Here is a 25,103-nt window from a genome sequence, read left to right as displayed (position 1 = left end):
CGGGCCACTTTCACGGTCCGCAACAATCTTCTGCAGGAAACAGGGACAAACGAGCGGCGAAGCACGTTCAACGGCGCATAAAGTCGCTGAAGTCCAGAAACGGCAAAAGCCACCCGGAGGTGGCTTTTGCTTGACTGCGATGGCGCCGCACCAGCCGGAGCCGATGCCCGCGCGCTTAGTCCACCGCGCCCTTGCGGCTCGCGCTGCGACGCTCGTGTTCCTTCAGGTAACGCTTGCGCAGACGGATCGATTGCGGCGTGACTTCGACCAGTTCGTCGTCGTCGATGAATTCGACTGCGTATTCCAGCGACATCTGGATCGGCGGCACGAGACGCACCGCTTCGTCCGTACCGGACGAACGCACGTTGGTCAGCTGCTTGCCCTTGATCGGGTTCACGACCAGGTCGTTGTCACGGCTGTGAATGCCGATGATCATGCCTTCGTACAGCGGCTCGCCCGGCGACACGAACATACGGCCGCGATCCTGCAGCTTCCACAGTGCGTATGCGACTGCCGCGCCGTCGTCCTGCGAGATCAGCACGCCGTTGCGACGCTCGCCGACCGCGCCTTCGCGGACCGGTTGATACGAGTCGAACGTGTGGCTCATCAGGCCCGTGCCGCGCGTGAGCGTCAGGAATTCCGACTGGAAGCCAATCAAGCCACGCGCCGAGATACGGTACTCGAGACGCGTACGGCCGCGACCGTCCGACGCCATGTCGAGCATTTCGCCCTTGCGGCGGCCCAGCTCTTCCATCACGCCGCCCTGGTGGCTGTCTTCCATGTCGACGGTCAGGTTTTCGTACGGCTCGTGCTTCACGCCGTCGACTTCCGTCATCACCACGCGCGGACGCGACACGGCCAGCTCATAGCCTTCGCGGCGCATGTTTTCCACGAGAATGGTCAGGTGCAGTTCACCGCGGCCCGCCACTTCGAACGTGGTTTCGTCGCCGGTTTCCTTCACGCGCAGCGCGACGTTGTGATTCAGTTCCTTCATCAGGCGGTCACGGATCTGACGGCTCGTGACGAACTTGCCTTCGCGGCCGGCCAGCGGCGACGAATTGACGAGGAAGTTCATGGTCAGCGTCGGCTCGTCGACGGTGATCATGGGCAGCGCTTCCGGCTGTTCCGGTGCGCAGATGGTCACGCCGATGCCGATTTCTTCGATGCCGTTGATCAGCACGATGTCGCCGGCTTCAGCCGAGTCGACCTGCACGCGCTCCAGGCCCTTGAACGACAGCACCTGATTGATCTTGCGGTTCAGAATCGCGCCATCGGGACCCGAACGCACGGCCACCGACATGCCCGGCTTGATCGTGCCGCGCGTGATGCGGCCCACGCCGATACGGCCAACATACGACGAGTAGTCCAGCGACGTGATCTGCAATTGCAGCGGAGCCGACGGATCCGCCGGGCGAACCGGCACGTGTTCCAGCACGGCTTCGAACAGCGGACGCATGTCGCCTTCGCGCACATCCTGCGTCAGGCCGGCGTAGCCATTCAGACCCGATGCGTACACGATCGGGAAGTCGAGCTGTTCGTCGGTTGCGCCCAGCTTGTCGAACAGGTCGAACGTCTGGTTGATCACCCAGTCGATCCGCGCGCCCGGCCGGTCCACCTTGTTGATCACGACGATCGGCTTCAGACCGAGCGCCAGTGCCTTCTTGGTAACGAAGCGCGTTTGCGGCATCGGGCCTTCGACCGCGTCGACCAGCAGCAGCACCGAGTCGACCATCGACAGCACGCGCTCCACTTCGCCGCCGAAGTCGGCGTGGCCCGGCGTGTCGACGATGTTGATGTGCGTACCTTCGTACTCGACCGCGCAGTTCTTCGAAAGAATCGTGATGCCACGTTCTTTTTCGATGTCGTTCGAGTCCATCACGCGCTCGGCGATCTGCTGATTGTCACGGAACGTGGCGGTCTGGCGGAGGAGCTGGTCGACGAGCGTGGTCTTGCCGTGGTCGACGTGAGCAATGATGGCGATGTTGCGTAGGGCGCGAGTCATAGGAACCTGGAGACAGTTGAGTGCGCCACCAGCAGCATTGTGTACGAAGCCAACAAAGCCCAAAGCGCACTTTTGGGAACCCAATATTGTAGCACGCGCAAATGAAGCTTTCTGGTATTCCCTGATAGGCCCGCTGTCGTCCACGCAGCGGACCGTCAGAAACGAAACGTAAGCACGTGGGCGAAACCCTACGCAAAATCACGCGGATTATGACTTGAGCGGGGAAAGTTCCTTGCCTAAGCTGTAATAACACTTGCCGCGTCAATCAACCGGCCTCTATAATCCTGCCTAGTCAACCATTGCATTCGCACGAGAATCATGACGGAGCCGTCCTCTACCCCTACGCCGGACCTCAGCGAATATCAGCTAGGCGAAAGCGTCGGCTATCTGATCTCGCGAGTGAAATCGACCCTGTCGAACCTGGTCACCCAGCGCAGCATGGCCGAACTGGGCATTACCAGCCAGCAAGGCAGCATCCTGTTCATGGTGGCCAGCGGCAAGTGCCTGCTGGCGGCCGAACTGGCCCGTGAATACGGCATCGACGCGAGCGCCGTCACGCGTCTGATCGACCGGCTGGAAAAACGCGGCCTGCTGACGCGGGTGCGCAGCAACGAGGATCGCCGGGTCGTGCGCCTCGCGCTGACGCCTGAAGGCCATGCCATCGCCGCCAAAATGCCGGCTATTTTCACCGGCGTGCTGGACAGTCTGCTGGGCGGCTTCACCCCGGAAGAAGTGGGTTTTCTGAAGAGCATGCTGCGTCGCGTGCTCATCAATTCCGGCGAACAAACGGGACTAACCCGTGATGCAGCAAGCAATTTTGACAGCAAATCGTAAGAAATTGCTTGCAGTGTCCATCATTACATTCCACTCAAAGAGTCGAGCGATGAAATCCCTTTCCCTGTCCGCGCCCGCACTTTCGAGTCGGGCCGCTGTCGCCGCCGCGGTGACGGCGCTCGCCCTCACGGGGTGCGCGAACTACTTCGGTATGAAAAGCGACAAGCAGATGTCGTCGCCCGCTCAGTACGAGTCCGCCCAGAGCCTCGCCGGCCAGGGCGGCCAGTGGCCCTCGCTCGACTGGGCCAATCAGTTCGGCGACCCGCAACTGCCCAAGCTGATCGCCGAAGCGCTGGAAGGCAGCCCGTCGATCGCGCAGGCGCAGGCGCGTCTCGCCAAGGCCTCGTCGTATATCGAGAGTTCGCGCTCGGCGCTGTACCCGAAGGTCAACGGCAGCTATTCGTGGACCCGCGAAATATTCTCGGAAAACTCGATCTACCCGCCGCCCTTCGGCGGCACCTGGTACAACGAGAACAACGTGCTTGCGAGCGCGTCCTGGGATCTGGACCTATGGGGCAAGAATCGTCAGCGTCTGGGCCAGGCCGTATCGCAGGAAAAGGCCGCTGAGGCCGACATGCAACAGGCACGCGTGACGCTCGCGGCCTCCGTGGCCAGCACGTATAACCAGCTCGCCCAGCTGTACGCGTTCCGTGACATCGCCGCGCGCGAAATCGCCAATCGCCAGGATATCGGCCGCATCACCAACGGCCGCGTGACGGCCGGCCTCGACACCAATGTCGAGCGGCAAACCGCGAACGGCAACATCGCGACCAGCCAGTCCAATTTGACCGACCTCGACGGCCAGATCACCGTCGTGCGCTACCAGCTGGGCGCGCTGCTCGGCAAGGGTCCGGATCGCGGCCTGCAAATCGCCCAGCCCGCGCTGAACAAGGGCGACATCGTGGCGCTGCCGAACAACCTGCCGGCGGACCTCGTCGCGCGCCGCGCGGATATCGTCGCCGCGCGCTGGCAAGTCGAAGCCGCGATGCACGACGTGAAGGAAGCGAAGGCCGAATTCTTCCCGGACGTGAATCTCGCGGCCGGCTTCGGTTTCGACGCGTTCGGCTGGGGCCGCTTCCTCACCGCGGGCAGCCGCCAGATCCAGTTCGGCCCGGCCATCCACCTGCCGATTTTCGACGCCGGCGCGCTGCGCTCGCAACTGAAGGGCCGCTACGCCGACTTCGATCTGGACGTGGCGAACTACAACCAGACACTGATCAGCGCTCTCTCGGACGTCGCGACGCAGGTGTCGTCGATCCGTTCGATCGACCAGCAACAAGGCGACGCACAACGCGCGCTCGACGCATCGACCAAGGCGTATCAGCTGGCTGTGATCCGCTACAAGGCCGGCTTGTCGCCGCAGTTGCAGGTGCTGACCGCCGACCAGAACCGCCTCGCCGCCGAACAGACGGTGACCAGCCTGAAGATGCGCCGCCGCGACATGCAGATCGGCCTCATCAAGGCGCTCGGCGGCGGTTTCGACGCGACGCAAACCGGCCTCGTGGTGCCGACCGATGCTCCGGCATCGGCCACCGCCGCGACCGCCGCTGCGAACTGAGCGCTCAAGCCACAGGCAGATCGAACACACGCACGAACATCCGAATAAACGACGACGTCTGAAAGAACCCGGAGCACATCAATGAGCACCACCCAACAGCCCGCGGCTACTACACAGCCGACTCAGTCGGCCCCGCAGCCGACGCAACCGGCACAACCACCGGCACAACCACCGACGAACAACAGCAGACGCAAGCGCATGATGACGCTGCTCGTCATCGTGATCCTGATCGCCGCGATCGCTTACGGCCTTTACTACTTCCTCGTCGCCCGCTTCCATGAAGACACCGACGACGCGTATGTGAACGGCAACGTCGTGCAGATCACGCCGCAAGTCACCGGCACGGTCGTCGCCGTGAACGCGGACGACACTCAAACGGTGAAGGCCGGCGACCCGCTCGTCGTGCTCGATCCGGCCGACGCCCGTGTCGCGCTCGAACAGGCCGAGGCGAATCTCGCGCAGACGGTGCGCCAGGTGCGCGGCCTGTTCGCCGACGACAACCAATACCAGGCGCAAGTGGCCCAGCGCCAGTCCGATCTGTCGCGCGCCCAGGACGACCTGAAGCGCCGTATGACGGTCGCGCAAACCGGCGCCGTGTCGCAGGAAGAAATCTCGCACGCCCGCGACGCCGTGAAGAGCGCGCAAGCCGCCGTCGACGCCGCCCAGCAGCAACTGGCGTCGAACCGCGCGTTGACCGCCAACACCACGATCGCGAATCACCCGAACGTGCAGGCCGCCGCCGCGAAGGTCCGCGACGCGTACCTGAACAACGCGCGTAACAACCTGCCGGCGCCGGTCACCGGCTACGTCGCGAAGCGCTCGGTGCAGGTCGGCCAGCGCGTCTCGCCGGGCACCCCGTTGATGGCGATCGTGCCGCTCGGCGGCGTGTGGGTCGACGCGAACTTCAAGGAAGTGCAGCTCAAGCACATGCGCATCGGCCAGCCGGTCGAACTGACGGCCGACGTGTACGGCTCGTCGGTGGTGTACCACGGCAAGGTGGTGGGCTTCTCGGCGGGCACGGGTTCGGCGTTCTCGCTGCTGCCCGCGCAGAATGCGACCGGCAACTGGATCAAGGTGGTGCAGCGTCTGCCGGTGCGGATCGCGCTCGATCCGAAGGAACTCGAACAGCATCCGCTGCGTATCGGCCTGTCCATGCAAGCCGACGTCAGCATCAAGGACGACAACGGCGGCCAGCTCGGCCAGGCGCCGAACACGGTCTATCAGACCAATGTGTTCGAGAAGTACGGCGACCAGGCTGACGCGGAAATCGCTCGCATCATTTCGGAAAACGCAGGTCCGAACGGCGGCTCGCAAAAGTCGGCCCAGGCCGGCGGCGCGAAGCCGGTCGCAGCGAAGCTGATGTAAGCCTCGCGACGATTCAGACAAGGCTTCTTTAATGGCTCAGGCTCAGGCGCAAGTCCCTCATCCGCCGCTCGAGGGCGCGCAACTGGTGATCGGCACCATCGCGGTGTCGCTCGCCGTTTTCATGAACGTGCTCGACACGTCGATCGCCAACGTGTCGATTCCGTCGATTTCGGGCGACCTCGGCGTGTCGTCCGACCAGGGCACCTGGGTGATCACCTCGTTCGCGGTCGCCAACGCGATCTCCGTGCCGCTCACCGGCTGGCTGACCGAGCGCGTCGGCCAGGTACGCCTTTTCATGGCGTCGATCATTCTGTTCGTGATCTCGTCGTGGATGTGCGGCCTCGCGCCGACGCTGCCGTTCCTGCTCGCTTCGCGCGTGTTGCAAGGCGCGGTGGCCGGCCCGATGATTCCGCTGTCGCAAACGCTGCTGCTCGCGAGCTATCCCCGCGCCAAGGCGCCCATGGCGCTATCCATGTGGGCGATGACCACGCTGATCGCGCCGGTGGCCGGCCCGATTCTCGGCGGCTGGATCTCGGACAACATCTCGTGGCCGTGGATTTTCTACGTCAACATTCCGGTCGGCGCGATTGCCGCTGTGGCGACGTGGATGATCTTCCGCAATCGCGATTCCGTCATCAGAAAAGCACCGATCGACGGCGTCGGTCTCGGTTTGCTGATCGTCTGGGTCGGCTCGCTGCAAGTCATGCTCGACAAGGGCAAGGATCTCGACTGGTTTTCGTCGACGACCGTCGTCGTGCTGGCGCTCGTCGCGGTGATCGCGCTCGCGTTCTTTATCGTGTGGGAATTGACGGCCGAGCATCCGGTGGTCGATTTGTCGCTGTTCAGCGGGCGTAATTTCACGGGCGGTACGGTCGCGCTGTCGATCGGTTACGGACTCTACTTCGGTAATCTGGTGTTGCTGCCGCTGTGGCTGCAAACCGATATCGGCTACACCGCGACCGAAGCCGGCCTCGTGATGGCGCCGGTCGGCCTGTTCGCCGTGCTGCTGTCGCCGATCACCGGCAAGGTTTTACCGCGCACCGATCCGCGCTATATCGCGACCCTGTCGTTTCTCGTGTTCGCACTGTGCTTCTGGATGCGCTCGCGTTATACGACCGGCGTCGATACCTACTCGCTGCTGGTGCCCACCTTGATTCAAGGGATCGGCATGGCGGGGTTCTTCATCCCGCTGGTGTCGATCACCTTGTCCGGGCTGCCGGGCAACCGGATTCCGGCGGCGTCGGGCCTGTCGAATTTCGTGCGGATCATGTGCGGCGGCATCGGCACGTCGATCTTCCAGACCGCGTGGGATCACCGCACGATCATGCACCACGCGCAACTGGCCGAGCAGGCTAACGCGTACAACCCGGTGTTCGACCAGTCGATCCGGCAGATGGGCGCGGCGGGCTTCAGTCAACCGCAGGCGTATGGTCTGTTCAACACGATGGCGACGCAGCAGGCCGCGCAACTCGGTGTGAATGATCTGTTCTTCGTGTCCGCCGGCATTTTTATCGCGCTGATCGCGCTGATCTGGATCACCAAGCCGGAACGCGCAGGCGGTGATGCGGGTGCGGCGGCGGCGGCGGCGCACTGAGTTTTCGGCGCTGCTCCGATCCGGCAGACGATATGAAAAAAGGCGGGACCGCTTGGTAGCGGTTCCGCCTTTTCTTTGCAGCGCCTTTGTCGCGCTCCGCCGTCTGTGCGGCTTTCAGCTCGCCGTCGTGACAACCAGCCGTTCCGGCGCCAGCACGCCCTCACCTTGCTTCGCGACGCCAAGCAGACGCCCTTCCGGTGCGTACACCCGGACGCGCGGCGCATTCACGGCTTCGTCCGTGATCGTCAACTCGGACAGCTTCAATCGCTGACCATGAAGAAAGCGGCGCGTCGCGTCTTCGTTCAACTGCACGAGCGGGAACGTCGACAGCAATGCGTCCACCGGCTGCAGCCACGCATCGCGTTCGCCTTCAGTCGCGTCGGATAACGCGTCGAGCGTCACCGAATTGTCGAGCGTCAGCGCGCCGACGCCGGTGCGCCGCAGCGCCACCAGATGCGCGCCGCAACCCAACGCTTCGCCGATATCCTCGGCCAGCGTGCGCACATACGTGCCCTTGCTGCACGTCACGCGAAACGTCACGTCCGGCAACGCGCAGGCGAGCATCTCGAGCTTGAGGATCGTCACCTCACGCCCTTCCCGCTCCACCGTCTGACCGGCGCGCGCGTATTCGTACAACGGCTTGCCGTCACGTTTGAGCGCCGAATACATCGGCGGAACCTGCGTGATCTCGCCGAGGAATGCCGGCAGAACCGCCTGGACCGCCGCCTCGTCGCACGTCACTTCGCGCGTGTCGATCGCTTCGCCTTCGGCGTCGCCAGTGGTCGTGCGAATGCCGAGGCGCATGGTGGCCTCGTACGTCTTGTCGGCTTCGAGCAGGTCTTGCGAAAACTTGGTGGCTTCGCCGAAACAGAGCGGCAACAAGCCGGTTGCCAGTGGATCGAGCGTGCCGGTGTGGCCCGCCTTTTTCGCCAGATAGAGACGCTTCGCGCGAATCAGCGCGTCGTTGCTCGACAGGCCGAGCGGCTTGTCGAGCAACAGCACGCCGTCGAGCGCGCGACGCGGCACGCGGGGGCGTTGAGGTGCGGTCATGTCAGAAAGACGAAAGTCTTCGATGGATACGGAAAACAGCACTGAGCGCAGGGCGACTCAGGCATGGCAGCGAGCGCCGCGGCGAACAGCGCGCTCAGTCTTCTTTCGCGCGATTGGCGTTCGCTTCGTCGATCAGACGCGACATCTCGACGGCGCGCTCGATCGTCTTGTCGTAATGGAAATGCAGCGTCGGCACGGTGTGAATGTGCAGGCGCTTGAAAAGCTGATTGTGCAGATGGCCGGCCGCGTGCGTGAGCGCTTCGAGCGTCTGCTGCGGATCGCCGGTGAGCGTCGTGAAATAGACCTTGGCGTGTGCATAGTCCGGCGTCAGCTCGACGCTTTGAACCGTGACGATGCCGATGCGCGGATCCTTGACCTCGCGCAGCAGCTCGGACAAATCACGCTGGATCTGATCGGCGATCTGCACATTGCGATTGGGAGAAGAACGTTTTTTAGGCATGGTGTTATGTGATCCGTTCTAACGGATGCAGAAAAGTGGTTCGCGCCGCCGCGCTGCGGGCTTTTTTGTCGAGGCGGCATTCAGGCGGCCCAGAACAGGAGAAACTCGACCGCGGACGCGGTGCGCGACGGACACGGACAAACGCGTGGCCCCAAAAACAACGGGCGGAGCGGGCGTTAAAGCCCGCTCCGCCCCTTGAGCCGTGTCGCGTGAATTACAGCGAACGCGCGACTTCGGTGACCTCGAAGACTTCGAACTGATCGCCTTCGACGATGTCGTTGAAGTTCTTGATCGACATACCGCACTCGAAGCCCTGACGGACTTCCTTGACGTCGTCCTTAAAGCGCTTGAGCGAATCGAGCTCGCCCGTGAAGATGACGACGTTGTTGCGCAGCACGCGCACCGACGACGAGCGCTTGACGAAACCGTCCGTGACCATACAGCCGGCCACCGCGCCGATCTTCGGTACCTTGAAGACCTGACGCACTTCGACCGTACCCGTCACGACTTCGCGCTTCTCCGGTGCCAGCATGCCCGACATCGCAGCCTTCACGTCATCCACTGCGTCATAGATGATGTTGTAGTAGCGAATATCGACGCCGTTGGTTTCCGCCAGCTTGCGCGCCTGGGCATCCGCACGGGTGTTGAAGCCGATGATAACCGCCTTCGAAGCCGTAGCCAGGTTGACGTCCGACTCGCTGATGCCACCCACGGCGCCGTGCACGATCTGCACGCGGACTTCGTCGGTCGACAGCTTGAGCAGCGACTGCACCAACGCTTCCTGCGAACCTTGCACGTCGGCCTTGACGATGAGCGGCATGTACGCCACTTCGCCTTCGCCCATCTGTTCCAGCATGTTCTCGAGCTTCGCGGCCTGTTGCTTGGCCAGCTTGACATCGCGGAACTTGCCTTGACGGAACAATGCGACTTCACGCGCCTTGCGGTCGTCCGGCATGACGATGACTTCTTCGCCCGCTTGCGGCACTTCCGAGAGACCTTGAATCTCAACCGGGATCGACGGGCCTGCCGACTTGGTCGGCTTACCGGTTTCGTCGAGCATGGCTCGCACGCGACCGTAAGCGCTACCTGCCAGCACCACGTCGCCGCGGTTCAGCGTACCCGATTGGACCAGGATCGTTGCGACCGGACCCTTACCCTTATCGAGCTTCGCTTCAATGACGAGACCCTTGGCCGGCGCTTCGACCGGTGCTTTCAGTTCCAGCACTTCGGCTTGCAGCAACACGTTTTCCAGCAAGTCGTCGATGCCAGCGCCGGTTTTGGCCGACACCGACACGAACGGCGAATCGCCACCGTATTCTTCCGGCACGACGCCTTCCGCGACGAGTTCCTGCTTCACGCGCTCCGGATTCGCATCCGGCTTGTCGATCTTGTTGATCGCAACGACGAGCGGCACGCCGCCGGCCTTCGCGTGGGCGATCGCTTCCTTCGTTTGCGGCATCACGCCGTCGTCGGCTGCGACCACCAGAATCACGATGTCGGTTGCCTTCGCACCGCGGGCACGCATGGCCGTAAAGGCTTCGTGACCCGGCGTGTCGAGGAACGTGATGACGCCACGCGGCGTTTCGACGTGGTAAGCGCCGATGTGCTGCGTAATCCCGCCCGCTTCGCCCGCTGCGACCTTGGCGCGGCGGATGTAGTCGAGCAGCGACGTCTTGCCGTGGTCGACGTGACCCATGACCGTGACGACCGGCGGACGCGGCAGTGCTTCCGCATCGGACACTTCGCCTTCGACCAGCATGGCTTCCGGATCGTCCAGCTTGGCCGCCACCGCGTGGTGGCCCAGTTCCTCGACGATGATCATCGCCGTTTCCTGGTCCAGCATCTGGTTGATCGTGACCATCTGGCCGAGCTTCATCATCGACTTGATGACTTCCGACGCCTTCACCGCCATCTTGTGCGCCAGATCGGCGACCGTGATGGTTTCCGGCACGTGCACTTCGCGCACGATCGGTTCGGTCGGTGCCTGGAACGTGGTGTTCTGATCCTGATGCTTGCCGCGACCCTTCGGGCCACCGCGCCAGCCGCGATCGACACCGCCGCTCGTGTCGCCGCGCGTCTTGATGCCGCGGCGCTTCGCTGCGTCGTCTTGCCAGCCGCCCTTGCCGCCGCCCGGCTTCTTCTTGTCGCCGGCGGAAGGCGTGGTCGTGGCAGCCGGAGCCGCAGCAGCCGGCTTCTTGGCTGCCGGACGCGCCGGTGCTTCACCCGCCGGACGCGCCGGCTTGTGCAGCGTGCCCTTGGCTTCCACGGCCTTGGCCGGCTCAGCCGGCTTCGGTGCCGGTTCCGGCGCCTTGACCTGTGCCTTGCGCGGCGTGTTCATCATTTCGCGAATCGCGCGCGCTTCGGCTTCAGCCGCCGCGCGGCGCTTGGCGATTTCTTCCTGCTCAGCACGCGCTTTCTCGGCAGCCTGACGCGCTGCGTCTTCTGCCTTCTTCGCGGCTTCGCGTTGCGCGGCGCGTTCTGCGGCGGCGCGCTCGTCGTCCTGCTCGCTTTGCTTGGCGACCGCCGGCTCCGCTGCCTTGGCAGCCACCGGTTCAGCCTTCGCGACCGCCGGCTGCGCGGCTTGCGCCGGCTTGGCGGTCTGCGCCTGCTCGCGAGCTGCCGCCTCGGCCGCAGCCGCTGCACGCTTCTTCGCCGCTTCTTCTTCCGCGCGGCGACGCTCGGCTTCAGCAGCCTGCTCGCGCGCCTGACGTTCAGCTTCTTCGCGCTCGAGTTGTTCCTGACGCGCCTTCAACTCCTGAGCCTGCTTTTCGAGCAGCTCGGCTTCGTGACGAGCTTCCTCTTCACGACGCTGGAGTTCGAGATCGTCGACGTCGGCCTCGGCCACATGATTCGATGCATCCCCGTTTTCAGCGGAGGTTTCGTCGCGGCGGACGAAAGTGCGCTTCTTACGCACCTCGACCTGAATGGTGCGAGCTTTGCCCGTCGCATCGGATTGCTTGATTTCCGACGTATGCCGTTTCGTCAGCGTGATCTTGCGCTTGTCAGCATCAGTCGAGCCGTGAGACTTGCGCAAGTGGTCGAGCAGACGCGCCTTGTCCGTTTCGGACAAGCTATCGTCTTCGCTCGCTTTTGTGACGCCCGCCGCCTGCAGCTGCTCAAGCAGCACGCCTGCAGGCATTTTCAGTTCCGCGGCAAATTGGGCTACGTTGTTACTCGCCATTCATTCCTCTTAATGCAAGGACCGATTCCTTGCGGTTAGCATCGGGTCATGCGGCCTGACGGCCGCTTCAATTTAGTGCGCCATGGTCATTTCTCACTGGAACCAGTGTTCACGTGCTTTCATGATCAACGCCTTAGCGGCATCCTCTTCCATTCCGGTCATCTCGACCAGTTCATCCACAGCCAGCTCGGCGAGTTCGTCGCGCGTCTGGATCTGATGTTCGGCCAGCTTGGCGAGCAGGTCGGCGTCCATGCCGTCCAGGCTCTTCAGGTCGAGCGCTACGTTTTCGACCTTTTCTTCATTCGCGATCGCCAGCGTCAACAGCGCGTCGCGCGAGCGATTACGCAGTTCGTGAACGGTGTCTTCGTCGAATGCCTCGATCTCGAGCATTTCGTTGAGCGGCACATAAGCGATCTCTTCGAGGCTGGTAAAGCCTTCGTCGATCAGGATGTCGGCGACTTCTTCGTCGACATCGAGACGCGCCATGAACAGGTCACGCAGTACACCACGTTCCTGATTCTGCTTTTGCGCAGATTCGTCCGGCGTCATGATGTTGATCTGCCAGCCGGTGAGTTCGCTGGCGAGACGCACGTTCTGGCCGCTGCGGCCGATCGCGACCGCCAGTTCGTTTTCGTCGACGACGACGTCCATCGAATGTTTTTCTTCATCGACGACGATCGACTGGACGGCTGCCGGCGCGAGCGCGCCGATCACAAACTGTGCGGGATCTTCCGACCATAGCACGATGTCGACGTTTTCGCCACCGAGCTCGTTACGCACCGCCTGCACGCGCGAACCGCGAATGCCGACGCACGTGCCGATCGGATCGATGCGCTTGTCGTACGCGACCACGCCGATCTTGGCGCGCACGCCTGGATCGCGCGCGGCCGCCTTGATTTCCAGCAGGCCTTGCTCGATTTCCGGCACTTCCATCTCGAACAGTTTCATCAGGAATTCGGGCGCCGTACGCGACAGTTCGATCTGCGGACCGCGCGCGGTGCGATCGACCTTCGCGATGTAGGCGCGCACGCGGTCGCCCACGCGCAGGTTTTCCTTCGGAATCAGCTGGTCGCGGCGCAGCAGCGCTTCGACACGGCCGGTTTCGACGATGAAGTTGCCCTTGTCGAGACGCTTCACCGAGCCGGTCATGATGTGCTCGCCGCGCTCGAGGAAGTCGTTCAGGATCTGTTCGCGTTCAGCGTCGCGCACCTTCTGCAGGATCACCTGCTTGGCGGCCTGCGCGCCGATACGGCCGAATTCGATCGACGGCACCGGTTCTTCGATGAACTCGTCGAGTTGAATCTCGGGCTTCTGCTCGCGTGCTTCGAACAGCAGGATTTCCTGATCCGGTTCCTGCAAACCGGCTTCGTCCGGCACCACTTTCCAGCGGCGAAACGTTTCGTGCTCGCCGCTTTCACGGTCGATATGGACGCGGATATCCGCATCTTCTTCGAAGAGTTTCTTGGAGGCCGAAGCGAGAGCCGCTTCGAGCGCGGCAAATACCACGTCTTTGTCGACATTCTTCTCGCGTGCCAGCGCATCCACCAGCATCAACACTTCGCGACTCATTGTTTGCGGCTCCTAAAGTCAACTTTCGGAACGAGGCGTGCTTTGTCCATGTCCGCGAGCGTGAAATCGAGCATCGCGGCGCCTTCCTTCCCTTCAAATTCCAGACCGATCGTCTCGCCTTGCGGAGCATGCAGGATGCCCCGGTACGATTTCCGTCCGTCCAATGGCTTTTTCAATGTGATTACCACTTCGCTGCCTGCGAAGCGTTCGAAATCCGCCAATTTTTTCAGCGGGCGGTCGAGCCCCGGCGACGATACTTCAAGCCGCTCGTAATCGATGTTTTCGACCGTCAAAACGTGCTGGAGCTGACGCGTGACTTTCTCGCAGTCTTCGATCGCGATGCCGGCCGGCTGGTCGATATAGATACACAACATGCCGCGCCCGGTGCGCTCGAGATCGACGAGCTCGTAGCCGAGTCCCACGACCGTGGTTTCAATCAGTTCCGTCAGTTGCACAGTGCCCTCTTAGATGTTCGCGCAGCGAGCCTGCCGCTTGTTATGCAAACAACCAATGCGGGCCGCGCGCCAAGCCGGCGCACGTTCGTGCTACCCGAGATGCCGAACCACTGAGAACTGATCGGCAAAAAAAAATGGGCTAAACGCCCATCATCTTATTGCCGGTGGTCGCACCTGAGCCGCACATAAAAAGCCGCACGCCCAGCGACTTCGCGATTGTAGCCATTTTTCGGGACAAACGCAAACCGCAGAACGCCGCCCAACGCGCTTTTCCGGTTGATTTCACGGGAATCTTTCAACGATATGACGGCGCTTCGGGCCTTTTGCAAGGCGGCTCATGCCGCCCCGAACCCGAGTTGGACAAGCGGGGCAAATGAAATCCGCCCCCACTTCCATTTACGTCGCGGTTTTATGCGTCACATGAAACCGCGTGACGCCAAACCGATGGCGCTCGTCGATCGATTCTGGCGGCTGCCGGCGAAAGATCGCTGAAGAACGATCCACGGCTGACCGCCATGCATGTCTGGCGTGCTGCTTAACGGCCGCGCGAACGGCCGCGGGGTGCGCCGCCGCCACGATTGGCGCCGCCGGCGTTGGCGTTGCCGCCGCCCGCACGGTTGCCAGCGCCGCCGCGATTGCCACCCGGCCCGCGGTTGCCGCCGCCGCTGCCCGGATTGGGACTGCCGCTGCCACTGGCGCGTTTGCCGCCGCCGGCCGCACGGTTGCCATTGCCCGACGGTGCGCGATTGCCATCGACTTCACGGCCGCCACGCGGGCCGCCCGCCGCGCCCCCCATCGGGCCACTGAAACCACCGGCGCCACGGCCGGCGCCGCGATTGCCGTAACCACCGCCGAAACCGGCGCCCGCGCCGCCACCGAAGCCACCGCCTGCCGCACCGCGCCGGCCCTGGCCGCGCGGCTGCTGCTGGTCGAACCGGCCATGCGACATCAGCACGGGTTCACGGCTGATGAAGCCCATCGACGTCTGCATCGGATCAGGCTGCTTGCGCTCCGGCGCTTCCCTGCGGCCACCCTTTTCTTCCGTCGGCGCCTTCAGGCCGACCGATGCCATCAGCGCGCGCACCTGGTTGTCTTCGAGTTCTTCCCAACGACCGCGCTTGAGCCCCTTCGGCAGCGAAATCGGGCCGTGACGGGTACGAATCAGACGGCTGACCATCAGGCCAGCCGCTTCGAACATACGGCGCACTTCGCGGTTACGCCCTTCGGCGAGCGCGACGTGATACCAGTGATTAGTGCCTTCGCCGCCGCCATCGCGGATACGCAGGAAGTTCGCCGGGCCGTCTTCCAGCTCGACGCCGTGCAGCAGCTTCTGACGCATGCCTTCCGCCAGTTCGCCGACCACGCGCACCGCATATTCACGCTCGACGCTATAACGCGGGTGCATGAAACGGTTCGCCAGGTCGCCCGACGTGGTCAGCATCAGCAGACCTTCCGTATTGAAGTCGAGACGGCCGACCGCGAGCCACTTGGCGGTTTTCATCGGCGGCAGATTGTCGAACACCGAAGGACGGCCTTCCGGATCGGCGTGGCTGACGATTTCGCCGGTCGGTTTGTGATACAGCAGCACGCGCGGCGGCTTGTTGGCCAACTTGCGCTTGACCGGCTTGCCGTTGATGCGGACCTGGTCGGTCGGCATGATGCGTTGGCCGATGTGAGCCGGTTCGCCGTTCACCGACACGCGGCCGGCGACGATCAGCTCTTCCATGTCGCGGCGCGAACCCATGCCGGCTTCGGCCAGCACTTTATGCAACTTCGGCGCGTCGTCGTCGGCTGCGAGCACGCGCTTGGGCGCAGCCGGCTTGCCACGGCGCAGCATCGGCGCGCGCACGCCGCCGGTGGCGCTGTTGTCCGCGTCGAATGCGGGCGATGTGACGTACGAGAACAGGTCGTCCTGACCGGCGGCTGCCGCTGCCACCGGCGCTTCGCCACCGCGGCGGCTGTTCTGACGCTGCCCGCCTTCGCGCGGCTGGCGCTCGCGCTGACCTTCACGAGGTGCGCCTTCACGCGGTGCGCCCTCGCGCTGCCCGCCTTCACGCTTCGCGCCGCCCGCATTGCGGCGCGGCCCTTGACCCTTGGCGCCCGCGTCCTTGCGCGGCATCCGCACTTGCGCGACGACCTCGCCGTCCGGCGGCGCCTCGGTGACGACCGGCGCTCCTTGCGCGGGCGCGCCTTCGGCGCCCTTCGTCTTCGCGCCGGCGCGGCGCCGGGCGATCAGGCTGCGCGGGCCGCGACGCAGGCCGCGGCGCGGACGGTCGTCACCGTCTGCTTCCGTGGTCTGCGCCGGGCGCTCGCCCTCGCCTGCCGACGCTTGCGTGGTGCGCGTTTCGTCAGCGCGCGCCGACGGCACGGCGCGCTCGGATTCGGACGAATCGGTGTCGTGGGTATGTGTCAAAACAACCTCAAAATGTCAGGTCGCGCACGCCCGTTGCGGGCGTGGCAAAAAAAGTTCGGTTACGTCAGGCGCTGCGCGACTCGGGTTCGTCGTCGGTCAGAATGCCTGCGTCCTGCGCCGCATCGCGACGATCCAGAGGATCGCCGTGCGCCGCCTTGGTCGGGTTCGGCTCGGCGGCGTGCTCCGTATTGCGGAGTACGCCCGAGTCGTGCGCGGGTATTGCCGGATCGGCCTGGGAGACCGGATCGTGATTCTGTGCGGACTCGGCGGCGCCTGCCTGCGGTGCAACGTGTGCTGCATTTGCCGTTTCAGCCGGGTCCTGCGCGGCCGGCGCAATAGCGGCGTCCGAGTGCGACCCGGAGAATGCCAATGCGGTTTGTGCCTCGACTTCCGCTGCGCTGTGGGCCGCCTGCGCCGATTCCACCGGCTCGGTGTGCTGCGTCTGATGCTCTTCTTCAGCGAGTTCGTCAGCGATTTCCGTTCCTGACGCCTCGTCTACTGCTTCAAGCTGGCTGTCAACGGCATGGCTGGCTGCGTCAGCGGAGTCGGATTGCGGCGCTTCGCCCGTGGCTTGCGGAATATTCTCCGACTCGCCATCGACAGTTGCGCTCGCAAATGCATCCGCAACAGCTTCGCTTGCAACAGCGCCTGCTTCAACCACCACGCCGGAATCCACCAGCTCTTGTTTCGAAGCCAAAGCCTGCGCGGCATCGGCGTCGGCGAACTCGATCGCGTGCTGGCCGAGCAGATCCGCGTTCAACTGCGCCGACGGATCGGCGAGCGGTGGCAATTCGTCCAACGCTGTCAGCCCGAGGTCGTCGAGGAACTGCCGCGTGGTCGCGTACAGCGCGGGACGGCCCGGCACATCACGATGGCCGATCACTTCGATCCAGCCTCGATCTTCGAGCTGCTTGACGACCTGCGTATTCACCGTGACGCCGCGAATCTCTTCAATATCGCCACGCGTCACCGGTTGCCGGTATGCAATGATCGCGAGCGTTTCGAGCACCGCGCGCGAATATTTCGGCGGTTTCTCAGGATGCAAACGATCCAGATACGAACGCATCGCGGGCTTGCTTTGAAACCGCCACCCCGACGCCAGCCCGACCAACTCCACACCGCGCCCAGACCAGTCCTGCTTGAGGTCTTCGAGCAAAGTCCGAACGGTGTCTGCCGACACGCCGTCGGCAAAGAGCTTGCGCAACTCGCCGAGCTTTAACGGCTCCTGCGCGCAGATCAAGGCAGTCTCGAGGACGATCTTCGCCTCTTGGGTATTCATGCAGCTAGGTCAGACCCTGTGGTCAAAGAACCGGATCAAACAGACGATGTGGAACTGAAGACGCGCTCGCCCGATTCTGATCGGTCATATTGATGGGAGCACGCACCGGGGGGAGGCGAAACAGACAATCGAGCCAAACCCAGCCGGACGGAGCAGCGATATTCCTGAAAGGAACCGCGTGACTGAGCGCCATATTACGCAAAAACAATCAGTGCGTAAAGACGAAATCCCCCGCGCATTGCCCAGCCATGCTTTGGCGGCCGTGCTTTTGCGAAAAAGCGGGCTTAATTTGATAAAAACCCGCTTTCTTCGGTTGTTCTTCGCCTGGTTGGTTCAATAGCTTTACACAGCCACCTTTTCCGCCACTCACTTATTGCGCCGTTGCGTGTTCCGCCAGGAACCGTTTCAGGCGCTCGACGCCCGCGTCCAGCCGCGCCGTGTCGCAGGCGTAGCACCAGCGCACGAAGCCCTCGCCTTGCGGACCGAACGCGCTGCCCGGCGCCACGCCGAGCCCGACGTCGCGCACCATCGCCTTGCAAAGCTCCAGACTGCGCGAGGCGCCCGGCATCGAGAAAAACAGGTACATCGCGCCGGACGGCGTCTTGACGTCGACGCCAGGCACCGTGGCGAGCGCACGCACCAGATGGTCGCGCGACGCCTTCAGGTCGCGCACCAGCTCCTGCGTAAAGCGCTCGCCCTGCTCGATGGCGGCGATGCCCGCTTGCTGAACGAAGGCCGGCGCGCACGAGGTGTTGTACTCGACGAGCTTGCCCAGATCATCCATCAACGCGGCCGGGGCGACGATCCAGCCGAGCCGCCAGCCTGTCATCAACCACGCCTTCGAAAACGAATTGACGCAGATCACGCGTTCGTCGCGGGTGGCCAGATCGAGGAACGATGGCGCGGTTCGCGAAGGCACGCCAGTCGCATCCGCAGAAGCGTCCGCATAGTAAAGGCGCTCGTAGACCTCGTCCGCCACGATCCAGATACCGTGGCGCCGGCAATGCGCCAGCACGGCGCGCTGCTCGTCGCGGCTCATCACCCAGCCGGTCGGATTGTTCGGCGAGTTGATCAGCAGCATTTTCGTGCCGGGCGTCAGCGCCGCCAGCAACTGCTCCAGGTCGAGCTGCCAGCCGCACTCGCCGTAGCCCAGCGCGACGGTTTCGACGTGCGCGCCGAGAATCTTCGGAATCTCGACCAGATTCGGCCAGAGCGGCGTCACCGCGACGACGCGGTCGCCCGCGCCCACCACGAGTTGCGCCGCCAGCATCAGCGCGTTGACGCCCGCGCTCGTCACCGCGATATGCTCCGCCGACGTCGCGCCGTGCAGGTCGCTGACATAGCCGGCAAGTGCGGCGCGCAGCGGCGCGATGCCGAGGTTGTGCGTGTAGAACGTCGCACCGGCCGCCAATGCGGCACTGGCGGCGTCGCGGATAAAGGCCGCCGTGACGCGGTCGGACTCGCCGAACCAGAAGGGCAGCACGTCGTCGACGCCGAAACCGGCGTTGGCGACTTCGCGGATCTGCGAAGGACGCAGTGCGCGCACAGCGTCGCGCGCGTTCGGGATGGATGGCACGGGCAGATCCGATTCGCTCATCGAGGCTTCCAGGCGGGTAAAGGGCATGGGTTGAAATTCAGCAGAGGCGACAGTTTAGCTTGGTGCTTCTTTTTGGGACGGCGAAGTCGGCGGATGAGAAGGCATGGCGAGAGATCGGTCGCGGATGGGTTGTCGCCAGGCGCCGTGCTTCGAGAACGGCAACATTCGTCCCATCGCACCGTCTCCGACCATGCGGCGTCGCGCGCATCACGCGACCGCACCTTTGCTGCCCACGGGAATATCGCATTCCCCCACGCGGCGGTGCCTTTGCCGCCCTAGGGACATCGCGCAAGTCCCACCACCGCCAGCTAGCTCAAATCCTCTGCCCGTCCCGGCAATTGACGAATCAGTCCCCACACCGCCTCCGCCGCCGGCGACAGCGACCGGTCGCGCCGCCGCACCAGTTCGACCGTGCGCTCCGCGCGCGGCACGAGCGGCCGGGCCACCAGCGACGCGCCCTCCGGCAACGGCAACGCCAGCCACGGCAGCACGCTCACGCCGACGCCCGCTTCGACCAGCCCAAAAACGGTCGCGGAATGCCCCAGTTCCTGCACCACCGTGGCGCTCACGCCATATTCCTGCATCGCGGCGTCGATGATCGGCCGGCTGCCCGACGCGTAATCGAGCATCACGAGCTGCTGGCCGTCGAGGTCCGCCCACGCCACGCGTTCCTTCGCCGCCAATGGATGATCGTCGCGCAAGACGACGCAGAACGAATCGGTCATCAGCGATTCGCTGAGCAGGTCGTCGGCGGAAAACGGACCGATGATCACGCCGAAATCGACCTCGCCCGACTTGACCTTGCGCACCACGTCGCTCTGCACGTCGTCGCGCAGGCCCAGCGCGATATACGGGAATTGCTGCACGCACGAGGCCACCACGCGCGGCATGAGCCGGCACGCCACCGTCGGGCTGGCGGCCACCACCACGCGTCCGCGGCGCTGTTCGCCGATTTCGCGGATCTCGCGAAGCGCGTCGTCCAGATCCGTCAGCAGACGTGACACGCTCGACACGAGGTTGCCGCCGACATCCGTGAGCTGCACCTCGCGGGTTGTGCGATCGATCAGCTTGAGGCCGATCTCGCCCTCCAGTTCGCGCACGCAACGGCTGACCGCCGACTGCGTCAGGCCGATTTCATCGCCGGCCCGGCTGAAGCTCTGCAAACGGGCCACCTCGATGAAAACCCTTAGCTGGCGGAGCGTGACATTCATTTACCAACCTCATCAATTGCATCATTTGATGCGTATTGTAAGGCTAAAGATAGCGCCACAGTCGCTTTTCGCAATCTCGCTGCAATGCAGCGATAAGGCGCAAACGCACGCTGGCCGGGCCTGATTGCACAAGATTGGTGATTGTCCCGATTTGCGAGATGGGTTTTTTGGATTCTTATACGCCCCTAGCTAGCGCCCGCGCTGGCCCGCTGTCACAGGGCTTTCAGGCGGTTGGACTCAACTTGGCACACTTCCTGCATTTATCTGCAGACAAGGGTCGGCGCCATGATTCTGACTGCATAGCAGACCGTGGCAAGCCCGACCCTCCTTGGCACTCGCCTATCGAGTGCATGGAGAGTGCGCGGCGCGGGGCAGCGCACCGGAGTTAGCTTCGCTGAGGTGAAACATGATGCTGTTCGACGATTTGAGAGACAACGAGTGGGCGCTGGTCGAGGCGTTGTTCTGTGCGGAGCCAGCACGGAGCGAACGGCGCGGTCGGCCACGCGTGGAAGCGCGCGCGGTTGTCAACGCCGTGCTGTGGGTGCTATCGACAGGCGAAGGCTGGTCCAAACTGCCGGGCCGCTATCCGTCGCCACCGACTTGCCGCCGTCGCTTCGACGAGTGGCAAGCCGATGGTACGCTCGCCGAAATAGTTAAGCGACTCGGCACGAGCGGCCGTGAAATTTCGCTGCGCGGCCGGATTGGCGCGACCGCCGCGAAACCGCCGGCACCGCCGAGCCGTGACCGCCTGCGCGGCGCCTTCTGGACCAATCCGGAATCGTGGCGCGCGCCGGTCAAGATGGCCTGACGCACATTGCTTTTCCTCCGGGCGCCTGCGGGCGCCCGGCGCGTATCAATCCTCAGGTCGACGCGTCTTGACGCACGCCGTACCTGTCATGGGCACCGCTCTTCGGCGCGCCCAACAGAGTCGTCCCTTCCCGTTACACCCAGCCTGCTTGCGCGCTGCTTCAGACGTCTGAAGCAGCGCGATAGTTGCTGGTGAAACATCCATTTACTATTACTTACAGCGTGCTTTCGCGACTGGGCATACCTTATGTGTATGCAAACAGGCCTTGAGTCGATCGGCTTGACGGGAGCTCAGCATGAAACCAATGTCACTGCTTCTGTGCGGCATTGTCGTTTCATCGATGGCCGCACCGGCGCTTGCCCAGCAGCGCCAACAGGCTTGGAACTGGCGGCCGGATCGTCCGGCAACCATCGAAGCCTGGCAGCAAAGCGATTCGCGCGCCCGCGATTTCACACCGCCGGCGCCGCGCGGAGACTTGCGCGGTGATATCGCCAGCAACGTGCGCACACGACCGGAGGCGCCTCGCCAGGATCCGACGCACCGACGTTAGGCGGAGTCGAACGTGAGCAAAACCCACGGGACTCACTCGCGAAACTCCGTAGCGCATATTGAATAATTGGGGGAACCACCGCGCGTTGTGCCAGTCTGATTTAACGCCATTAGCACAGCGTGGCAGTAGTAATTCCGGTACGCCCGTATCCTCGCGATACGGGCTTTTTTTCAGGCTTTCGCTGCGTGATCGATGGCCGCGCGATTACCTGCACGCGCGCAAAGACGCACGGCGCGACGCAAGTGTCATGACGCGGATGGACGCAACAATGGAGACACCGCCAGCCGCACGAAGCGGCCGGAAAACAACGCCTGCCAGCCCGCCGGACCTAAGGCCGGACTTCGAGCGCGGCGGTGGGCCGCGTGTCGGCTGTAGCGACAACGTAGTCGTTCATGCGCTGTGCTGTCCAGGTGAGCAGACGTTCGTCATGGGCGAGCCGCGCGAACTCGGCTCTGCCCCGCTCAGTGAGCACGGCGATATCGACAGGTGCGTGGAAACCCGGAGCCGGCGCGACAGTGCGCTGCCGAACGGTGTCCATCAAGCCTAGTGCGCGAAGATATTGGAAAACACCCGGCCTTCTAGCCCATGGGACCTGGCGATATTGCGCCCGCCGCAGCGCTTCAAGTACCGCTTCGTTGGAATACGTGGTCATCTCACTTCTTTCTTAAAGTGCAGCTATGACACATTTATGCCCAACACGTCACCGCGCCACCAGTGACGCGCGTAGCACCCGCCCTTGGCTGGAAGCTGACCGCAACTCGTGCAGTCGAATTCCGCCAGGTGCTGCCTGGTCTCGTTTTCGGAACCCCCGTCTGAACGGCATGTTAGCGTTCTGTCCACGAACTGGCGATGCAACCGGTGCGGCGCCATAGCAAGCCCGTGGATTTGTCCCGAAAGACATACGTTACCGCATTTAAATTGATTCTATTCACTTTATTAGCGCTTTTTTTTGCAGCAATCGTGCTATGGAAAGGCGCCCGCCGACCTCTAGCCGTCTGCACCGTCGCCGTCTTCTGGCTGCTCGCCGCCGGCTGGCTCACCGCGCCCTTGCTGAAATTGGCGCAGCCGCACTGGCGGACCGAGACGCCCGCCACGTTCGCGCCGCGCACCGCGATCATCATGCTGGGCGGCGGCACGATCTACGACGACGACCACGTCCTCGTGCCCCCGCGCGACGTGCTTGCGCGCATTGCGGCGAGCGCCGAGAACTACGCTGCCTGCAAACGCGCGGCGGATACCTGCCATGTGATCGTGAGCGGCGGCAATCCGCAGCGGCATCGCGCGACTGAAGCCGACACCTATCTGCCTTACCTGCTGCGCCGACAGGTGCCACGCTCGGACATCGTGCTGGAAAACAGCAGCCTCACGACCTACGAAAACGCGCGCAACGTTTCCACCATCTTGCAGGGCTCAGATTACGATTCGCTGATCCTCATCACCTCCGCCTACCAGATGCCGCGCGCCTTGCTCGACTTCCATCGCTTCGGCCTCGCGCCACAACCGCTGATCTCGAACGCGATAGGCGCACGTCTCGGTGTACTGCCGCGATATGACAACCTGGTGTCCGCGGAGACTGCGCTGCACGAATTGATCGGCATCGCGCAATTTCACGTCTATCGCGCGATCGGCTGGTTCTGAAATTCACTACTGAACTCAAACTGCATCACAGGCCGATTTATTTAGACATACGAAGAATGCTCTTGAGCGGCAACGGGTTATCGTGACTTCCCGCTCGACTCACCGCGCATCGCGACCGCCGTTTGAGCGTAACAAGATGTAACGAATTGTCATTGCAGTTACAAAACCGTCTGTTGGAGCGGATATTGCTGGCTAGAATGCATTGTCTTTCCGTTTGGACAGGCAAGTACTCGGGTCCACAACCACTCTGCGGAGGTAGCGATGAAGAAAGTGTCCCTGGCGATCCTGGTTTCCCTCAGTGCCGTAACGGGCGCGGCTTATGCGCAGGACAACGGCGTCATGATGAGCACCGATCCGGCCAAGGCCGCCGACGTCGAGCAGCGCGCGCAAGATTTGCAAAACCGCCAGCAAGCAATGGAAAGCGCACCGGCCAAGCCGATGAAACACCACAAGTCGGCCCCTCACAAGAAGGCCCCCAAGGCCGACGCCGGCTCCTAAGCGCGGTTACCCGACTCACCCGCGGCCGCGCCGCGAAGGTGAAAAGCCGAAGCCGGCACCGTCGGCTTCGGCTTTTTTGTTGTTTAATGGACTGGCGAAAGACTCGCCAGACGCGGAGCAGCGCACCGCGCCGACTTGTCCCGCGCCGGCGGCTCAAGGCCGGCGGCGCCCCGCTGGCGGTGTGCTAAAGTCGCGCACCGACCGGCGCCTGGCCGGACTCCCCTAACCCGTGCGCACCTTGGTGCGGAGGACAGCATGAGCAACATCCAGCTTGATATCGAATGGACTGAAGCGGCATCTCGCAAAATCGAAAAACTGATGCCGCGCGGCGGTCAGGAAGCGTTTCTGGCGCTGCCGCCCGTCGAATGCCTGCCGATGGAAGGCGACGTGCTGTTTCTCGGCCCGGACGGTAAGCAGCAGCCGTTCATCGTCGCGGAACGCCAGTATCACCATGATGGCGACGCCGACTGGACCATCATCCTGATTCTCGACGTCCCGCAAGCCACGCATTAAAAACAAACGGCGAGCGCCGTGCCGGGCTGATCGCGCCCGGCGGTTCGCTCGCCGTTGTGCAACTCGTCTGAAGGTTCAGGCGATCTTCGACACGACGCGAATTTCCGCGTGTTCCACCCAGTCCGCCACCGTTTTTTTGTACGCCTCGATGTGCGCCGATCTGGCATGCACCGCGAGCGCTTCATGACTTTCCCAACGCTCGACAAACACGAACTGGCGCGGCTCCTGCACGTCGCGGTGCAAATCGTACTGAAGCGCTCCCTGCTCCTTGCGCGTCGGCCCGACCAGCCCTTCGAGCGCCTGCCGCAATTGCTCTTCATAGCCCGGCTTCGCCACCGAGATTGCGACCACCGCGATTTCCGACATGCCTGACCTCCCTTTCACGAAAAGCAGCAGCATACCCGCCGCCCGCCGAACCTGCTGGCGGCCTGCGCGCAAGGCAGCGGCGTGCCTGTTCAGGTTTCGGCCGCGCTGACCGGATCGCCCGTTCGAACCTCCAGACGTCCGAGTACCGTCCTTGCCTGGAGT

Annotated in this window: 19 protein-coding genes and 2 pseudogenes; 9 read left to right on the top strand and 12 right to left on the bottom strand. The window is 63.4% G+C overall.

What is annotated here, in order from left to right:
• Positions 1 to 175: 175 nt before the first annotated feature.
• Positions 176 to 2,002, bottom strand: coding sequence for a translational GTPase TypA (typA, locus tag P0D96_RS20585; RefSeq protein WP_408175761.1), 1,827 nt, complete (start codon positions 2,000 to 2,002; stop codon positions 176 to 178).
• 318 nt (positions 2,003 to 2,320) lie between these two features.
• On the opposite strand from typA, the gene P0D96_RS20580 reads away from it, so the two are divergent.
• From P0D96_RS20580 to P0D96_RS20565, 4 genes and pseudogenes are all read left to right on the top strand, one after another.
• The gene (locus P0D96_RS20580; protein ID WP_408175763.1) at positions 2,321 to 2,836 is read left to right on the top strand and encodes a MarR family winged helix-turn-helix transcriptional regulator; all 516 of its coding nucleotides are present in this window, start codon (positions 2,321 to 2,323) and stop codon (positions 2,834 to 2,836) included.
• A gap of 49 nt (positions 2,837 to 2,885) precedes the next feature.
• Entirely contained in the window at positions 2,886 to 4,394 is a 1,509-nt protein-coding gene (locus tag P0D96_RS20575; RefSeq protein WP_132374948.1) for an efflux transporter outer membrane subunit, read from the top strand.
• An 81-nt stretch (positions 4,395 to 4,475) separates the two neighbouring features.
• Positions 4,476 to 5,759, top strand: coding sequence for an EmrA/EmrK family multidrug efflux transporter periplasmic adaptor subunit (locus P0D96_RS20570; RefSeq protein ID WP_408315045.1), 1,284 nt, complete (start codon positions 4,476 to 4,478; stop codon positions 5,757 to 5,759).
• Between the two features lies 1 nt (position 5,760).
• A pseudogene (locus P0D96_RS20565) lies at positions 5,761 to 7,353 on the top strand (DHA2 family efflux MFS transporter permease subunit); the annotation flags it as partial.
• Between the two features lie 114 nt (positions 7,354 to 7,467).
• Here P0D96_RS20565 and truB read toward each other — a convergent pair.
• The 9 genes from truB to P0D96_RS20520 form a co-directional block, all read right to left on the bottom strand.
• Positions 7,468 to 8,403 (bottom strand): tRNA pseudouridine(55) synthase TruB, encoded by a 936-nt coding sequence (truB, locus tag P0D96_RS20560; RefSeq protein ID WP_408315043.1) that lies wholly within the window; start codon positions 8,401 to 8,403, stop codon positions 7,468 to 7,470.
• A 94-nt stretch (positions 8,404 to 8,497) separates the two neighbouring features.
• Complete coding sequence (gene rbfA, locus P0D96_RS20555) at positions 8,498 to 8,863, bottom strand: 30S ribosome-binding factor RbfA (RefSeq protein ID WP_408280466.1); 366 nt, start codon at positions 8,861 to 8,863, stop codon at positions 8,498 to 8,500.
• Positions 8,864 to 9,077: 214 nt separating this feature from the next.
• Positions 9,078 to 12,044, bottom strand: a complete 2,967-nt coding sequence (infB, locus tag P0D96_RS20550; RefSeq protein ID WP_132374952.1) for a translation initiation factor IF-2 — start codon at positions 12,042 to 12,044, stop codon at positions 9,078 to 9,080.
• Between the two features lie 93 nt (positions 12,045 to 12,137).
• Positions 12,138 to 13,613, bottom strand: a complete 1,476-nt coding sequence (gene nusA, locus P0D96_RS20545; protein ID WP_091794906.1) for a transcription termination factor NusA — start codon at positions 13,611 to 13,613, stop codon at positions 12,138 to 12,140.
• Entirely contained in the window at positions 13,610 to 14,068 is a 459-nt protein-coding gene (rimP, locus tag P0D96_RS20540) for a ribosome maturation factor RimP (protein ID WP_007182297.1), read from the bottom strand. Before rimP ends, nusA begins: the two co-directional genes overlap by 4 nt.
• Before the next feature lie 535 nt (positions 14,069 to 14,603).
• On the bottom strand, positions 14,604 to 16,481 hold the full coding sequence (gene rluB, locus P0D96_RS20535) for a 23S rRNA pseudouridine(2605) synthase RluB (RefSeq protein WP_408315041.1): 1,878 nt from the start codon (positions 16,479 to 16,481) through the stop codon (positions 14,604 to 14,606).
• Between the two features lie 64 nt (positions 16,482 to 16,545).
• Complete coding sequence (gene scpB / locus P0D96_RS20530; RefSeq protein ID WP_408315039.1) at positions 16,546 to 17,760, bottom strand: SMC-Scp complex subunit ScpB; 1,215 nt, start codon at positions 17,758 to 17,760, stop codon at positions 16,546 to 16,548.
• Positions 17,761 to 18,130: 370 nt separating this feature from the next.
• On the bottom strand, positions 18,131 to 19,357 hold the full coding sequence (locus P0D96_RS20525; RefSeq protein ID WP_408315037.1) for a pyridoxal phosphate-dependent aminotransferase: 1,227 nt from the start codon (positions 19,355 to 19,357) through the stop codon (positions 18,131 to 18,133).
• 308 nt (positions 19,358 to 19,665) lie between these two features.
• Positions 19,666 to 20,568 carry a LysR family transcriptional regulator gene (locus P0D96_RS20520; RefSeq protein ID WP_408280453.1) on the bottom strand — a complete coding sequence of 301 codons (903 nt, stop codon included), beginning with the start codon at positions 20,566 to 20,568 and terminating at the stop codon, positions 19,666 to 19,668.
• A 409-nt stretch (positions 20,569 to 20,977) separates the two neighbouring features.
• On the opposite strand from P0D96_RS20520, the pseudogene P0D96_RS20515 reads away from it, so the two are divergent.
• Both P0D96_RS20515 and P0D96_RS20510 read left to right on the top strand, forming a co-directional pair.
• Positions 20,978 to 21,373, top strand: a pseudogene (locus tag P0D96_RS20515) (transposase); the annotation flags it as partial.
• A 298-nt stretch (positions 21,374 to 21,671) separates the two neighbouring features.
• Positions 21,672 to 21,926: a hypothetical protein gene (locus P0D96_RS20510; protein ID WP_132374956.1), complete on the top strand. Its 255-nt coding sequence runs from the start codon at positions 21,672 to 21,674 to the stop codon at positions 21,924 to 21,926.
• Between the two features lie 328 nt (positions 21,927 to 22,254).
• On the opposite strand, the gene P0D96_RS20505 is transcribed toward P0D96_RS20510, so the two are convergent.
• Positions 22,255 to 22,578: a hypothetical protein gene (locus P0D96_RS20505; RefSeq protein WP_132374957.1), complete on the bottom strand. Its 324-nt coding sequence runs from the start codon at positions 22,576 to 22,578 to the stop codon at positions 22,255 to 22,257.
• Positions 22,579 to 22,844: 266 nt separating this feature from the next.
• Between P0D96_RS20505 and P0D96_RS20500 the strand changes: the two genes are divergently transcribed.
• The 3 genes from P0D96_RS20500 (at position 22,845) to P0D96_RS20490 (ending at position 24,575) form a co-directional block, all read left to right on the top strand.
• Positions 22,845 to 23,564 (top strand): YdcF family protein, encoded by a 720-nt coding sequence (locus P0D96_RS20500; RefSeq protein WP_408280450.1) that lies wholly within the window; start codon positions 22,845 to 22,847, stop codon positions 23,562 to 23,564.
• Positions 23,565 to 23,825: 261 nt separating this feature from the next.
• Entirely contained in the window at positions 23,826 to 24,062 is a 237-nt protein-coding gene (locus tag P0D96_RS20495; protein ID WP_132374959.1) for a hypothetical protein, read from the top strand.
• A 255-nt stretch (positions 24,063 to 24,317) separates the two neighbouring features.
• On the top strand, positions 24,318 to 24,575 hold the full coding sequence (locus P0D96_RS20490; RefSeq protein ID WP_007182306.1) for a hypothetical protein: 258 nt from the start codon (positions 24,318 to 24,320) through the stop codon (positions 24,573 to 24,575).
• Between the two features lie 75 nt (positions 24,576 to 24,650).
• On the opposite strand, the gene P0D96_RS20485 is transcribed toward P0D96_RS20490, so the two are convergent.
• Entirely contained in the window at positions 24,651 to 24,941 is a 291-nt protein-coding gene (locus P0D96_RS20485) for a putative quinol monooxygenase (RefSeq protein ID WP_408280447.1), read from the bottom strand.
• Between the last annotated feature and the right edge of the window lie 162 nt (positions 24,942 to 25,103).

The organism is Paraburkholderia sp. RL17-347-BIC-D, assembly GCF_046027915.1.
Taxonomy (GTDB): domain Bacteria; phylum Pseudomonadota; class Gammaproteobacteria; order Burkholderiales; family Burkholderiaceae; genus Paraburkholderia.
The sequence above is the reverse complement of the archived record's forward strand: the minus strand, read 5'-3'. Positions and strand labels throughout refer to the sequence as shown.